This window comes from Pedobacter westerhofensis (assembly GCF_900182595.1).
In the GTDB taxonomy this organism is placed as follows: Bacteria; Bacteroidota; Bacteroidia; order Sphingobacteriales; family Sphingobacteriaceae; genus Pedobacter; species Pedobacter westerhofensis.
Genome location: NZ_FXTN01000004.1, coordinates 322,229 through 336,033, shown reverse-complemented (window position 1 = coordinate 336,033; position 13,805 = coordinate 322,229). Strand labels below are relative to the sequence as shown.

13 protein-coding genes are annotated in these 13,805 nt (G+C 46.9%); 8 read left to right on the top strand and 5 right to left on the bottom strand.

What is annotated here, in order from left to right; translation table 11 throughout:
* The first annotated feature begins 13 nt into the window (after positions 1-13).
* The gene (locus FN831_RS09475; protein ID WP_142527984.1) at positions 14-1,057 is read left to right on the top strand and encodes an NAD(P)-dependent alcohol dehydrogenase; all 1,044 of its coding nucleotides are present in this window, start codon (positions 14-16) and stop codon (positions 1,055-1,057) included.
* Positions 1,058-1,148: 91 nt separating this feature from the next.
* Positions 1,149-1,967, top strand: a complete 819-nt coding sequence (locus FN831_RS09470; protein ID WP_142527983.1) for a glycosyltransferase family 2 protein — start codon at positions 1,149-1,151, stop codon at positions 1,965-1,967.
* On the opposite strand, the gene FN831_RS09465 is transcribed toward FN831_RS09470, so the two are convergent.
* Positions 1,955-3,037, bottom strand: coding sequence for a glycosyltransferase (locus FN831_RS09465; RefSeq protein ID WP_185960440.1), 1,083 nt, complete (start codon positions 3,035-3,037; stop codon positions 1,955-1,957). The two genes, FN831_RS09470 and FN831_RS09465, sit on opposite strands and share 13 nt — an antisense overlap.
* A gap of 98 nt (positions 3,038-3,135) precedes the next feature.
* Here FN831_RS09465 and FN831_RS09460 point away from each other — a divergent pair, with 98 nt between their 5' ends.
* The 3 genes from FN831_RS09460 to FN831_RS09450 are packed head-to-tail and all read left to right on the top strand — an operon-like array spanning position 3,136 to position 6,519.
* Positions 3,136-4,263 (top strand): glycosyltransferase, encoded by a 1,128-nt coding sequence (locus tag FN831_RS09460; RefSeq protein ID WP_185960439.1) that lies wholly within the window; start codon positions 3,136-3,138, stop codon positions 4,261-4,263.
* A gap of 4 nt (positions 4,264-4,267) precedes the next feature.
* Positions 4,268-5,419, top strand: coding sequence for an acyl-CoA dehydrogenase family protein (locus tag FN831_RS09455; RefSeq protein WP_142527980.1), 1,152 nt, complete (start codon positions 4,268-4,270; stop codon positions 5,417-5,419).
* A complete protein-coding gene (locus FN831_RS09450; protein ID WP_142527979.1) occupies positions 5,416-6,519 on the top strand; it encodes a glycosyltransferase family 4 protein in 1,104 nt (367 codons plus the stop codon). Before FN831_RS09455 ends, FN831_RS09450 begins: the two co-directional genes overlap by 4 nt.
* On the opposite strand, the gene FN831_RS09445 is transcribed toward FN831_RS09450, so the two are convergent.
* Together FN831_RS09445 and FN831_RS09440 are read right to left on the bottom strand one after the other, a co-directional pair.
* Positions 6,479-7,057, bottom strand: a complete 579-nt coding sequence (locus FN831_RS09445; RefSeq protein WP_142527978.1) for a class I SAM-dependent DNA methyltransferase — start codon at positions 7,055-7,057, stop codon at positions 6,479-6,481. The genes FN831_RS09450 and FN831_RS09445 overlap by 41 nt on opposite strands.
* Positions 7,054-7,806: a PIG-L deacetylase family protein gene (locus tag FN831_RS09440; protein WP_142527977.1), complete on the bottom strand. Its 753-nt coding sequence runs from the start codon at positions 7,804-7,806 to the stop codon at positions 7,054-7,056. Before FN831_RS09440 ends, FN831_RS09445 begins: the two co-directional genes overlap by 4 nt.
* A gap of 299 nt (positions 7,807-8,105) precedes the next feature.
* Here FN831_RS09440 and FN831_RS09435 point away from each other — a divergent pair, with 299 nt between their 5' ends.
* A complete protein-coding gene (locus tag FN831_RS09435; protein ID WP_142527976.1) occupies positions 8,106-8,564 on the top strand; it encodes a hypothetical protein in 459 nt (152 codons plus the stop codon).
* Positions 8,565-8,629: 65 nt separating this feature from the next.
* Here the strand turns inward: FN831_RS09435 and FN831_RS09430 are convergent, their stop codons facing one another.
* Entirely contained in the window at positions 8,630-9,223 is a 594-nt protein-coding gene (locus FN831_RS09430; protein ID WP_142527975.1) for a c-type cytochrome, read from the bottom strand.
* 232 nt (positions 9,224-9,455) lie between these two features.
* On the opposite strand from FN831_RS09430, the gene FN831_RS09425 reads away from it, so the two are divergent.
* Positions 9,456-10,796 (top strand): MFS transporter, encoded by a 1,341-nt coding sequence (locus tag FN831_RS09425; RefSeq protein ID WP_142527974.1) that lies wholly within the window; start codon positions 9,456-9,458, stop codon positions 10,794-10,796.
* Positions 10,797-10,892: 96 nt separating this feature from the next.
* On the opposite strand, the gene FN831_RS09420 is transcribed toward FN831_RS09425, so the two are convergent.
* Positions 10,893-12,689, bottom strand: coding sequence for a DUF885 domain-containing protein (locus FN831_RS09420; protein WP_221931319.1), 1,797 nt, complete (start codon positions 12,687-12,689; stop codon positions 10,893-10,895).
* 207 nt (positions 12,690-12,896) lie between these two features.
* On the opposite strand from FN831_RS09420, the gene budA reads away from it, so the two are divergent.
* Positions 12,897-13,751 (top strand): acetolactate decarboxylase, encoded by an 855-nt coding sequence (gene budA, locus FN831_RS09415; RefSeq protein ID WP_142527973.1) that lies wholly within the window; start codon positions 12,897-12,899, stop codon positions 13,749-13,751.
* The last annotated feature ends 54 nt before the right edge of the window (positions 13,752-13,805 follow it).

Sequence of the window (13,805 nt, the reverse complement as noted above, 5' to 3'; positions counted from 1 at the left end):
AACTATATTTATAATGATAGAGACAAAAGGATATGCGGCACAAAGCCCAACGGAAGATTTAGCACCATGGTCTTTCGAGCGTCGCGAAGTAGGTCCACACGACGTACAATTTGACATTTTATTCTGTGGTGTTTGCCATTCAGATCTGCACCAGATCAAAAACGACTGGTTTCCGGGTATTTTCCCAATGGTACCAGGCCACGAAATTGTTGGCCGCGTAGTTAAAGTAGGTGACCATGTGAAAAACTTTAAAGTTGGTGATCTTGCCGGTACAGGCTGTATGGTAGATTCCTGCCAGGAGTGTGTGAACTGTAAAAAAGATCTTGAACAATACTGCCTTGAAGGCAATACCGGAACCTACAATGCATTGGAACGCGATGGAAAAACTCCTACATACGGCGGTTATTCAAATACCATCGTAGTAAGAGAAGAATTCGTTTTACACATTTCAGAAAAGTTGAACCTGGCTGCTGTAGCACCCCTGTTGTGTGCAGGTATCACAACCTATTCACCTTTGAGACACTGGAAAGTTGGTAAAGGACATAAACTTGCTGTATTGGGATTGGGCGGATTAGGCCACATGGCAGTGAAATTTGGCGTTGCCTTTGGCGCTGAAGTTACTGTGCTGAGCACTTCTCCGAAAAAAGAAGAAGATGCAAAAAAACTGGGTGCACATCATTTTGTAGTTACTTCTGATGAAGCGCAGATCAAAGCTGCGATGGGCACATTTGATTTTATCCTGGACACTGTTTCAGCTGAGCACGACTTTAACATGTACCTCTCATTACTGGCTACCGATGGTACCATGATCTGTGTGGGTGTTCCGCCTAAACCGGCAGAAGTAGCTGCTTTCAGCCTGCTTGCAGGAAGAAAAAGCCTTACAGGTTCAGGTATCGGAGGCATTGCCGAAACTCAGGAAATGCTTGATTTCTGTGCAGAGCACAATATTGTTTCGGATATTGAAATGATTGACATCAAGGATATCTCCAATGCGTACGACCGTATGCAAAAAGGTGATGTGCGTTACAGATTCGTAATTGATATCGCAACATTATAATTTGATAGTGATCATTTAATGCGTTCAGAAACTCCGGGCAGGAATGTCCGGAGTTTCTAAAACTATTTGAGGCTGCCCGCGTTAAGCAGCCATGGGAATCACAATATCTGTTCTAACAATAGTTAAAGGCCGCAGGGAAGCATTGCTCAATATGATCCGTGGATTAGCAATGAATGCTGATACCGATATGGAACTCATTGTGGTGCATATGAACGAAGAAGACTACCCACTGCCCCCGGTAAGCTTTTCCCTCAGCTCCTTTTGCCTTCTTTCTGAAGAGGCCCTCCCCCTTGCTAAAGCCCGCAACTTTGCCATGTCAAAAGCCAGCGCAGAACACTGTATCTTCCTTGATGTGGATTGTATCCCTGAAGAAAATTTTATCAGTGCATATCGTAAAGCATTTGCACAGCGTGACGTTTTATGGTCTGGCAGCGTACGTTACCTGAACACTAATCTTTTACCCGATCTGCATACCGGTGCGCTGCAAATTCTAAGCAAAGCTGACCCGATCAGGGGCGGATTAACAAGCATGCCATATGAACTGTTCTGGTCGCTCAACTTTGGCTGCAGCAAATCAGTTTTTGGCAAAATCGGTGGGTTCGACGAGGAATATACGGGCTACGGTGCTGAGGACACAGATTTCGCATTTATGGCGCGGGCAAATCATGTACAACTGGAAATGCTGGAGGCCACAGCCTATCATCAGCCCCATGCAAGCTATAATCCGCCGCTCAACCATCTGGAAGACATCATCAGCAATGCCAGGGTGTTTCACCGGAAATGGCATCAGTGGCCTATGGAAGGATGGTTAACCCAGTTCCGGGACATGGGATATATCTCCTGGGATCATGATCATATCAACATATTAAATTATCCTGAACAGGCTGTTATTGAAACTTACCGTAAATAAAGATCTTCTGCCGTTATTCTCAGCTTTTCGGCAATGTTTAGCAGCGCTTCCGGGTTGATTACGTTTGTCCAGTCGGGTGTTAATTGCCCCACATCGTCCAGTAATGCAGGCCAGTCCTCCGCATACAAATCACTGGCTTTAACCAGCACAGCTTTGCCATTCTGCGCCAGCAGGGCAGCTTTCTGCTCCTGTTCTTCAAAAGGCCTTTCTTCAGGTATGCAAATAAAGCGCTTATTGAGATCTGCCATTTCCATGACTGTATTGTGGCCTGCATTCCCAATCACGATCTCACACATGAGCAGTAAATCCAGCGGATCATGCTGATGGCCATGCCATATGATATTGTCCGGTGCTTTTGCATCTTCCGGCGCCAGCTGGCCAATCACATGGAAAACATAGCCAGGGCATTGATTTGCCAGGAAGATGATAAATTCAGGATCAACAGAGGTGCCTCCCTTACCTGTAAGTATGGCTAGATGCCCCGGACTTTCATGGATATTAGTAGAAAGATTTAGATTGCTGTACCGCGAAAAACCGCCGCTGTAAAAAGTCTTTGCAGCAAACTCTTCTGCAATTCCGCCCGATGCCATCACCGGAGAAAATGGTGCAATCAGCAGCTGGGCACTCTGGTAGGCATTGCGATGTGGCTCGTCATTCCTCCTGCCATGCTGCAGCATCACAACCGTAGGAATTCCGCACAAACGCGCCAGCAGTGTGACCTCGACAGATACATCGACTACCAGTATCATCGGGTACTTCTCCCTGAATACTCCTGTCAGGATATCCGCCCTGCGGCGTATCCCCTCCAGCCCCAGCGGTGCATAATGCAAAAAGTTCAGCTCTGCAGGCGGCAGCTCAGGCTCATCATCCAGAGGAACATCCATAGGCAGGTGGATACATTCTATATGACTGCTGATCAGGTCAGCATAGGGTTTCAGATTGCTTCCCAGAAAACAAACCGGAAAATCTTTGATGGCAGCGGCAATGCTGATTGCCCTGGTGATATGCCCGGCACCATGATGATGGATATAAAAACAGATTGCCGGATAACTGGTTGTAGTAAAGCCCATGTATTGTGACAACTGCAAGCGGGGGCCTATTGTTTCGGCAGCCTGAAAATACATGAAACATTGAAGCCTCCTGTATGTTGTCAAACAAAATGAGCAAAATGACACTCTTCAAAAATCCTCCGGTTAAAGCACTCAAAGCCACAATCATTGTACCTGTAAAGGACGAAGCGCTAAATCTCACAGGGATGCTTGATGCCCTGCGGCTTCAGGTCGATCCTTTTGGGAATGCCATACCACATTCGCTTTATGAAGTGTTGCTGCTGGCCAACAACTGCACAGATCAATCCTTTGCCCTTGCAGCGGAATACCAGAAAAAATACCCTCTTTTTCATTTGCACACTGCAGAAATTACGCTTGAAAAGCATGAAGCACATATCGGTACAGTGAGAAGATTATTAATGGACGAAGCCTACCAGCGTTTTGAGGTCCTGAACAATCCTGATGGAATTATCATCTCTACTGATGGCGATTCGCGGGTAGACAGCTGCTGGCTGCATTATATTTTCGCCGAATTTGACAGTGGCTGCGATGTGGTGGGCGGCAGGATCATCTCTGAATACAGTGACAGCCCCTCCCGGAAATTCCATCTCAAAGATGTGGGCTACCGTTACCTGGTGAGCCATCTTGAATCATACCTCGACCCTTGTTCATTTGACCCCTGGCCACGTCACTTCCAGTGTTTTGGCCCCAGTACTGCTGTAAAATGCAGTATTTATGATAAGGCGGGGCGCCTGCCTGTACTGCCTTTTCTCGAAGATGAAAACTTTCGTAAAGCACTGCTCAGGATCGATGCGCGCATCAGGCGTTCGCCAAATGTAAAAGTATATACCTCCAGCCGCGAAAGCGGAAAGGTAGACTTTGGTTTTTCTATCCAGCTGAACGAATGGACAAAAATGAACCTGGAAGGTAAAAAGATGCTGGTAGAGCCCCTTGGATCACTGATCGTTAAATTCAACGCAAAGAAAGCGCTGAGGGAACTCTTTACGGACTACAGGCTGGGCAAAACATTGAACCGCAGCAGGCTGAAAATTCTTGCAAATTCTCTCTTTGTTGAAGCCGACTGGCTCAGACTCAGGATTACCGAGGCCAGGTATTTTGGTGCGCTGTGGGAAGAGACGGAAATGCACCTTACCTTACAGAAATGGGAAGAAAGACATCCTGTGGTACATATAGATACTGCTATAGGGCACCTCAGGGATATGTTAAATACAAAGCAATTTGCATAATTAGATGATGACAGATTATTCAACCTTATATCAGCAACTGGACCAGCTGGCGGTACGCACTGAAGCATCCGGCGGAATGCCTGCAGAAGAGATCCGCCTGTTAAAGCAAAGCGGGCTGCTCAGCATTGTCCTGCCCGGTAATGAACTTGATTTTAATGACGACCATATGCCTGAACTGCTTTCCCTGCTCAAAGATGTTGGCAGAAGCAACGGTGCTGTAGGAAGAATTTATGAAGGGCATATCAATACCCTGTTTCTGATCCATTTATATGCCACTGATCAGCAGCGCGACTGGTGGTACAATCAGTCAGGGCAGCATCAGAAACTTTTTGGCGTCTGGAACACAGACGGTGCTACCGGTATCAGTTTTGCTGTGGATCATAGCACCGTCAGTATCAATGGCAGCAAAGGATTTTGTTCCGGCAGCAGCCTGGTAGATTATGCGCTGATCGGCGGAAAAACTGATCAGCCCCTTGCGGCTTCAGACTGGCAAATGGTGGTGGTGCCGATGGACCAGGTAGAAGAATACAGGATCGACCGCAATTCATGGAAGCCCATGGGGATGAAAGCATCGGTAAGCCACACCATCGATTTCTCCGGAATAATCTTAGATGGAGATGCAGTACTGGGCGCGCCGGGAGATTATCTCCGTGCTCCCTTTTTCCTCAGCGGGGCCATTCGTTTTGCAGCCGTACAGCTGGGCATGGCAGAGGCAGTCTACAATAAAACCATGTCCTTTCTCCGCTCACTCAACCGGCTCGACGATCCTTTTCAAAAGATGCGCATCGGAAAAATGGCCATGGCTATTCATACCGGGCAACTCTGGATCCAAAACGCAGGGCATGAATTTGACCGCCTCAAAGGCATGGATGAGCAGCACGAACGCCTGATCGCTTATGCGCACCTGAGCAGGCTGACCGTTGAAAGTACATGCCTGGAAGTGCTGGAACTTTCTGCCAGGTGTGTTGGCGCCAAAGGATTAATGGCACCGGGAGATCTGGAGCGCTGGCACCGCGACCTCAGTTATTATCTGCGCCAGCCCGCACCAGACGCTACACTACAGAATGCTGCAGGATATCTCATCCGCACTGAAGATGGAATGGAGAACTGCCTGATGCAGCAGGAAGAAACGATCAGTAACAAGATATATTCATGAAGATAGGGATCATTGCACATCTTAAACATCCAATAAAAAGCCCCTTCCGCGGCGGACTCGAAGCGTTTACATATGATATCTGCAAACGCTTGTCGGCGCGCGGCCATGAGGTGATTTTATTCGCTTCTTCCAAATCAGATCCCTCGCTTAACGTTTATCCGATACTGGATGACAGCAGCTATGACGACCAGACGGGTTTCAGGGAGAAGAAACCCAATCTTTCCTCAGAGTATATGGCTGAACATCACGCGTACATGAACCTGATGCAGCATATTGACAGCATGGAACTGGATGTCATATTCAACAATTGCCTGCACTATGTGCCTGTCACCATGGCCGGGATGCTCAAAACACCGATGCTTACCGTGCTCCATACGCCTCCGTTTTTTGAATTGAAAAACGCCATACAGCTGGAAAGCAAACAGGCAAATATGCCCATTACTTATGTTACGGTTTCAGACCGCAATGCAGAAAACTGGCAGCCCTATACGAACACCAGCTGCATGGTCATAGAAAATGGTATCGACCTCAACAGCTGGGATTTCTATCCCCGGCCCTCGGGAAACTACGCCATGTGGTTTGGCCGCATCCATCCTGATAAGGGAACGCATCTGGCTATTCAGGCAGCAAGACTGGCGGGCATCCCTCTAATGATTGCGGGTATGATTGCAGACGAGCGTTATTTCAAAACCCAGGTTGAGCCATTGCTGAACGATGATATCACTTATGTGGGAAGAAAAACCCATAAAGAATTAAATGCTTTGACGGGCAATGCCCTGCTAAGCCTGATCACTCCAGCCTGGGAAGAACCATTCGGGCTGGTAGTAGCAGAATCTCTGGCCTGCGGTACTCCTGTAGCAGGCTTTGCCATTGGCGCTCTGCCCCGCCTGATCATTCCCGAAACCGGTGCACTGGCCAGTCCGGGAGATATCGACGGACTGGCAGCAGCGATTGCGTCGGCGGTGGTAAAAGACCGCAGCCACTGCAGAAAACACGCGGAATCGCATTTTGACGTAGAACGAATGGTAAGCCGTTATGAGGAGCAGCTGGAAGAGCTGGTTATGGTTTCTGCATCACATCAATCCGGTAATTGTCTTTGATATCCTGATAGGTATTGATGTACGAGGGATCACCGGTAAAATTCCTGCTGATCTCATCTCCGTTAAACGCACAGCCTTCAATCTGTGGCCTCCAGTTTACCAGGCACAGCGTGCCGCCGGGGTTCAGCGAGTCGAAGATCAGCTCTTTGGTCAGTTCAAGGTCTTCCCTGCTCAGGTAATAGGCCACTTCACTGAGCATGATCAGGTCGTATTTTCCCTCAGGATATTCACGCGGGATCGTAAATACTCCAAACTGGATTCCATTCCGCGCTTTAAGACGCTCCCTGGCAATCTGAATGGGTTTTTCACTGATGTCCACGCCCAGCAGAAATGAACAGCTGGGCGCCAGCATCTCTGTAAGCACCCCGATTGAGCAGCCGATCTCCAGCGCATTTGCAAAGTGCCTGCCGCCGAGGGCAGTTAGCGTATGCTGATACTTGTCCTGCTCATAGGCACTGCCGGCGAAGTTCCAGGGATCGTTTGAATTTTCATACATGGCATCAAAATATGCCCGGTCTATATTTTCTTTTTCCATCATGATTTAACCTGTTTTATATAATACTCTTTGTCGCCATAAAAGTTTTGCAGCACTTCATTCACCAGTATAAATCCATCGGGATCATCAAATACATCAGGGATCAGCTGTGATTTATGCTGCGAAATAGCCGTTCTCTTTTTCCCTAGCTGATTGCCCATCGGCAGATATTGTATGCCTCCGGGAATATTGCTGATCGGCTCTACATCCCCTTCCTTGCCGAGGGTATATAACCAGATCAGGTACTGCCAGATTTCTGCCCCGGGATAGTGTTCCAGCGCCGCAATGGTAATCTGCCAGCTGGCACGGTGATCTCTGTGCGGATCAAACTCATAGGGCACCAGCACCAGTTCGGGATTTATTCCATCAATAATGCCGATCATCTGGGCCACAAATCCCGGGAAGCCCGTTTCACCGCGTGCGGGAAGGGCGCTGTCTTTTCCTCTGAAAAAAGTGATATTCTTTTCCTCCACGCCCAGGATGCGGAGGGCACTGATGGCTTCCTGCTCGCGCATTTTGCAGCGCGCAGCCGTACTGGTATTGCGCGAATGGGGATGCGACATGCTGCCGTCTGTGGTAAAGATCACATGCACGGCGATTTGCAGGTCACAGAGGCGGGCGATCAGTCCGCCGCAGCCCAGCGACTCATCATCCGGATGCGGAGCGATCACCAGACAGCTTGTTGTACGCTGAAATACCGTCGTATCTATTTCTGTAGAAACCTTTAAAAGACTTTGGAGTTTGCTGTTCATCAATATCTAATTACCTAGCCTGAACACTGGAAAGCTGAAAATGTTCCCGAAATCAGCAAAGTTATTCTTTCCTTATATGGCTATAGAAGTAATATAACTTAGATAAAGTCATTTTACGGGGCTTTCCAGATTACAGGCAGGCTATTATTATTGATAGTTGATTCAGCCAGGCCGCTGCAACAGATATTTTCAGCGATTAATGATCATTCGTTTTTAAAGTATTGCAGAATATTTTATAAATTGCGCCATACAAAATGGGTGTATAACCCTGCGTGCGAAATTATTAATCATATAAAACAATGAAAAGATATACTTTAATTCTGTCGATGATCCTGGGCACAGTTTTCTTTGCTTCTGCACAGCAAAAAACACCAACCCTTACAGAGTTAACAAACAAGAACATGGAAGCCATGGATAAAAAAGTAAAGATGAACCCTACACAGCGGAATATTATCTATAACTATACCATGGACATGTACAGGGAACAGCTTGCGCTAACCAAGAAGCAGCAGACCGGTGCCTTTGGTGATGATGATATCGCAAAGTTTTACAGGATGCAGAATGAGACCACAAAAAATATCAGAAATATCTTAAAAGGTGATCAGCAAACTGATTACGACAACTTTCTTGAAGAACAGCTGAGAGGCGGAGCCAAGAAAAAGAAGAAAAAACATAAAGACGAGGAAGAAGAAGTAGTTACAGGCATTTCGGGTTTGAAGCTGCCGCCAACTGCAACCCCGCCAGATACCAAACTCTAGTATTGAAGCAAAAACAAGAAAGCAAATGGAACAACACCATTTGCTTTCTTGTTTTTAGATGCTTTTTATTTTGCTGCCCCGGGAGGCATATAGGCATGCACATTGTTGTGCACAGGCTTTGTAGATTTGAGATAGGCAAAAATTGCCTTCAGGTCGGCCTCATCAATATGCGTATAGTTCTGCCACGGCATCGGAGGCATGATCATCCGCTCTTCATTGATCCCCATAAATTTACCGTGCGAAAACGCATTTTTAAACTGTACCAGGGACCAGTTTCCGATTCCTGTGCCATCAGAGGTTAAATTTGATGCAAATGAAGTGCCCCAGGGGCCGGTAAAGGCCGTTCCTGTAGGATCAAACACACCAGAGCCTGGTTCAAGATGCTTCAGATCAGGTACCTTAAAAGATACATTTGAGGGATATCCCGACAGGATGCGTTCTGCATCAAGCGCTGGCCCGTGGGCACCCGGCACTCTTGGTGAATGACAGTCGTTACATCCCATAATTGTAACCAGATATCCCCCCCTTTTTGCAGAAGTGTCCCTTGCTGCCAGCTGATCCTCTGCGCCCGGCTTTCCCTTTCCGCCAGTCCCGCAGGAGGACAATGAATAAATAACAATAGCAATAACTGCTGTAATAATTAGTGTTCTGTTTTTCATAAATTAAATTCAGGGCCTAACCCGGTTTAGCAATAAATTAAAATGTGGTGATATTATTTATGCTGCAAAGTAAACGAAGGTGATTTTATGATAACATCCCCAATAACAATGAAAGAACTGCCCGGATTTGGTTAGCACCAGTCATTTTGATCAGCCCCCAATAAAGGGGATGTGAATCATCCTTTTCGGGTATTTCACAAAAGCGCCGGTTGTCCTTTTTTTGTAACCGTATATGGAAGCAAAGAATAACAAGAGGACAATCTGGGCCTGGTCAATGTTCGACTGGGCAAATCAATCCTATAATATGGTCATCACTACTACCATATTTCCGGCATATTATGTCGCCATAACGGCGAATAAGCAAAACGGAGATATGGTTACATTCTTTGGCAGACAGTATGTAAATACGGTTTTGGCAAATTACATCCTCGGCCTGTCCTACCTGATTATCGTGGTGAGCCTGCCGATATTAACTTCAATTGCAGATTACCGCGGCAACAAAAAGATCTATATGCAGCTTTTTACCTGGCTCGGCAGCCTCTCCTGCGCAGGGCTCTTCTTTTTTACGATGGACACTTTTGAGTTCAGTATGATCTGTTACGGCCTTGCCTCTATCGGGTATTGCGGTGGATTTGTATTCTATAACTCTTACCTCCCGCAGATCGCAACGCTTGACCAGCAGGATGCAGTAAGCGCCAAAGGTTTTATCTATGGCTTTGCAGGATGTATCACGGTACAGATCATCTGTTTCATATTTGTATTGTCGCCCGCTACCTTTGGCATCACAGACGAAGCCTTACCTGCACGGCTCTCATTTTTGATTGTCGCCATCTGGTGGATCGGCTTTGCGCTGATCCCATTTTATATCCTGCCAAAAGGCGCACCAAATCCTGGTTCACACAATTACAATGTACTTACCGGCGGTTTTAAAGAGCTCGCCAAAGTTTGGGGAAAGGTAAAGGGAATGCCGCTGCTCAAACGTTTTCTGCCGGCGTTTTTCTTTTACTCTGTAGGTGTGCAAACCGTAATGCTGGTAGCTGCCGGATTTGGGGCAAAGGAATTGCTGCTGCCCGAAGAAAATCTGATCAGCATTATCCTTGTGATCCAGTTTGTAGCCATTCTGGGCGCATGGTTAACCGCAAGATTCTCAGAAAAATATGGCAATGTTAAAGTGCTGATCGGCATTGTTGCTTTCTGGACAATGATATGCGGCTTTTTTTACTTCATCACCAATGCCTACCAGTTTTATGCGGCAGCGGTAGTTGTTGGCATCGTGATGGGCGGTGTACAGACACTTTCACGTTCAACCTTCTCCAAGTATATCCCGCAGAATATTCCGGATACGGCCTCCTACTTCAGCTTTTATGATGTAACAGAAAAACTGGCTATCGTGGTGGGCTTGTTTACTTTTGGGTTTGTGGAGTCTGTAACCCATGAAATGAGGGATGCCGCGATGGTGCTGGATGCTTTCCTGGCCATCGGACTGGTCATATTGATATCGTTATTTGTTGCTGAAGACCGGCTGAAGTCAATCAAAGAGCTTCGGTCTGATCTGGCAACTATAAAAATATAGGTTAATCTACCTGTCGTTTGATTTTATTGTCTTTGAAACTTTAACGTTCCTGAGCAACCGGATGGCGGCTCAGGAACATCAAACGTAAAATCAGGCTTATTTCGCTTTTTCAGTTGGGATAAACTCCTTCATCACTGCGTCACGGATCAGTGCCGGCGGCAGCAAACCCTGTGAAAGAATAAAGTCATGGAAGCGCAATGCGTTAAATTTGGCACCCAAAGCTGCCTCCGTATCCTTCCTCAGCGCAATCATTTTTGTAAAGCCATAAAAATAGCTGTTTGCCTGGCCCGGCATTTTTAGCGAATAACGCTCTACCTCCTGCTGTGCAAAGGCTTTCGACTGCACCACATCCTTCATTAGTATATCCAGCGCCTGCTGCTGTGTCACCTTTCCGGCCTGTATCTCAGGATCAAGGAACGCGCGGGCAGCCCTCAACAGGCGGTAATCAAGGGAAACCAGCTGGCCTTCAAGGGGCATAAAGGGCCTGGTAATATATTCTGCATACAATCCCCAGCCTTCTGCATTTGTAGAGTTAAAAGCATACAGGGAACGCGCCTGTGATACGCCTTCCTCCACCATTTTATCAAACTGAAGTTCATGCCCCGGCCTGGCCTCATGCGCAATAATCGTCCAGGATGCTGCATCGAAGGTAAAGTCGTCATACTTGCTGGTCTCTTTTTCTCCCGGTGCCGCAGGCATATTTAAGGGCAGTACAAATACCCCGCGCTGACCGGTATTGTTTAAGAATGGTGGCGGGACCATATGGGGTGCCGGACTTCTGGAGGTCTCTGCCGCTGTGGCCAGACGGATAATCGCCGGTCTGCCCGGCAGGGTCACCAGCTGCTCTTTCCTGATAATCCCCTCAATATCTTTGAGGTGCCTTTCGTACAAAGGAATAATAGAGTCTCCGTGAACCTGTTCTTTCTTCAGTTCCGCAATCACCGCACGGTAATCCGCAGAAGGCAAATGCCGCTGCCCGGCGATCTTTTCTGCGATGGGCTGCATTTCATTCTGGATACTGGTAAAGGCGGCATGTGCCATAACGGCCAGGTCGGCCGGCGGGATATCCACACCATAATCTTCCAGTGCAAGCGCATACTCTTCAGGCGGGAGGCGGAAATCCTTCCGTGCTTTGCTGAGCACGTTCTGGCGCAGCCAGCTGTCGTAAGCTGCTGTCTGTGCTTTTAATTTCTGGTAGGGTTCCTCCCATCCGCTCAGTTTATATTTTTTGCAAAGTTCTGCAATTCCGTTCACGATGCTTTCATTCCTTGACAGCTCTACTTCCATTTGCTGCGCTGAGGGATAGATCATGTCTTTTCCGGCGATCTGCTGTTCAGTACGCTCACGAAGGATGGTGCAAAAGGGACGGTAACCTTTCTCCATGCCCGCATACTTCCTCATCCGTACTACAGCAGCGCTGCGCCGCGCATCAGCGGTTTGTGCATCCAGCAGGATTTCCAGTCCCCCATAAATCCCGGAAGCGGCATTGAGAAAAGGAACCTGACGTTTCCTTTGAAAATCCTGCTGCCGGAAGCCCAGTTTAAGATGGCTGATCAGGATGTTAAGATCCTGTGCAACAGCCATATCTTTTTCCGTACTTAAACTGGCAATATATCGGTTCAGCAGCTGCTCTTCATCTTTTCGCTGCGCCATTTCATTTTCCAGTGTAGGAACGCTGATTTGCGTATCATATGCTGCGAGCCCCTGTGAAGAACCATACTCCGGGGAATATTTTTTATCCAGCTCAATCAATAAGGCCGTATAGCGGTTTGATTTTACTATCCAGGATTTGGCTGAAGTGTCAGTTTTGGTTTGCAGCCTGGCGCCCAGGGGAGATATGCCCAGCACCAAAACTGCCCAGGCACCCGCAATGACGGGGATCTGTTTCATCATTCTCATATTTAGTTTTTTCTATTAAGGATACAATATAAACAAAGATTATATATTCTGTGAACCAAATCAGCTTTGATGATCATTTTGGCGCTTTAATTTTTAAATTGTTAATAAAGAAAATTTTAACAGCATGTATTTCTCCCTGATGAAATATCAATCGGGTTATTTTTTACGTTACAGATAATAAATTACAATCTTAGCAGTACCATGAAAATTAAACTCATCCTGTTTTGCTCGGTGATCAGCCTCAACCTGATGGCCCAGCAGAATTTTAAAACGAAATCATCAGTAACCCATCATCCGAAATCAAAGCCATCAATGACAGATCAGCAGGCGAATCCCTTGAACCACAACAATATTTTATATCAATACGGCATTGCAGACAGCTTTGTGGGCGGATTATTTGAAGCTACCTTACCGCTCTCCGAATTAAAAAAACACGGGGATTTTGGAATTGGTGCCCCCGGATTACTGGACGGGGAACTGATCGTTTACAATGGGCGCGCCTATCAGACACAGGCAACGGGAAAAACCAGCCTGGTGCCTGATTCCTTTAAAACGGCCCTGGCTTTTGTAACTTTCTTTAAAGCAGATACTACCTTTCATATCCATGCTGCTGAAAATCAAAAAGAAGCTCTGGCGCAGCTGGAGCAATATGTTAACCAAAAAAACGCGGCCTATGCAGTTAAAATATCGGGAAACTTCAAATACCTGAAAACACGCGCTTTTCCTCCCTACACCCAAAAGCCCTATCCTCCGCTGGCCACCCTGCTGGACAGGCAGAAATTCTTTGATATCAGAAATACTGCCGGTGTGATCGTAGGTTACAAATTACCGCCCTATCTGAACGGGCTCAGTGTAGAAGGTTATCACTTCCATTTCTTGTCAGACAGCAAAGATCAGGGCGGCCATGTGCTTGATTTTGCAGGGACAGATCTGACCGTAGAGATTGCAAGGATCAAAAACTTTAGCCTCGAGATTCCGCAGGATGAAGAATTTATGAAATACAACTTTAAATCAACTGTTCATGGCGACCTTGAACAAGTAGAAAAGGGACATTAGGCAGTTATTCTTTGCAAAAAGTATTAAAGGTTGAAAATAAATTAGGTTGCAACG

Bases quoted from the DNA above. Each gene is read 5' to 3' on its own strand.
- FN831_RS09450 (WP_142527979.1), top strand. From the start codon at position 5,416: ATGAAGATAGGGATCATTGCACATCTTAAACATCCAATAAAAAGCCCC.
- FN831_RS09465 (WP_185960440.1), bottom strand. From the start codon at position 3,037: ATGGGCTTTACTACAACCAGTTATCCGGCAATCTGTTTTTATATCCAT.
- FN831_RS09445 (WP_142527978.1), bottom strand. From the start codon at position 7,057: ATGATGGAAAAAGAAAATATAGACCGGGCATATTTTGATGCCATGTAT.
- FN831_RS09435 (WP_142527976.1), top strand. From the start codon at position 8,106: ATGAAAAGATATACTTTAATTCTGTCGATGATCCTGGGCACAGTTTTC.
- FN831_RS09460 (WP_185960439.1), top strand. From the start codon at position 3,136: ATGACACTCTTCAAAAATCCTCCGGTTAAAGCACTCAAAGCCACAATC.
- budA (WP_142527973.1), top strand. From the start codon at position 12,897: ATGAAAATTAAACTCATCCTGTTTTGCTCGGTGATCAGCCTCAACCTG.
- FN831_RS09430 (WP_142527975.1), bottom strand. From the start codon at position 9,223: ATGAAAAACAGAACACTAATTATTACAGCAGTTATTGCTATTGTTATT.
- FN831_RS09425 (WP_142527974.1), top strand. From the start codon at position 9,456: ATGGAAGCAAAGAATAACAAGAGGACAATCTGGGCCTGGTCAATGTTC.
- FN831_RS09475 (WP_142527984.1), top strand. From the start codon at position 14: ATGATAGAGACAAAAGGATATGCGGCACAAAGCCCAACGGAAGATTTA.
- FN831_RS09420 (WP_221931319.1), bottom strand. From the start codon at position 12,689: ATGATGAAACAGATCCCCGTCATTGCGGGTGCCTGGGCAGTTTTGGTG.
- FN831_RS09440 (WP_142527977.1), bottom strand. From the start codon at position 7,806: ATGAACAGCAAACTCCAAAGTCTTTTAAAGGTTTCTACAGAAATAGAT.
- FN831_RS09470 (WP_142527983.1), top strand. From the start codon at position 1,149: ATGGGAATCACAATATCTGTTCTAACAATAGTTAAAGGCCGCAGGGAA.
- FN831_RS09455 (WP_142527980.1), top strand. From the start codon at position 4,268: ATGATGACAGATTATTCAACCTTATATCAGCAACTGGACCAGCTGGCG.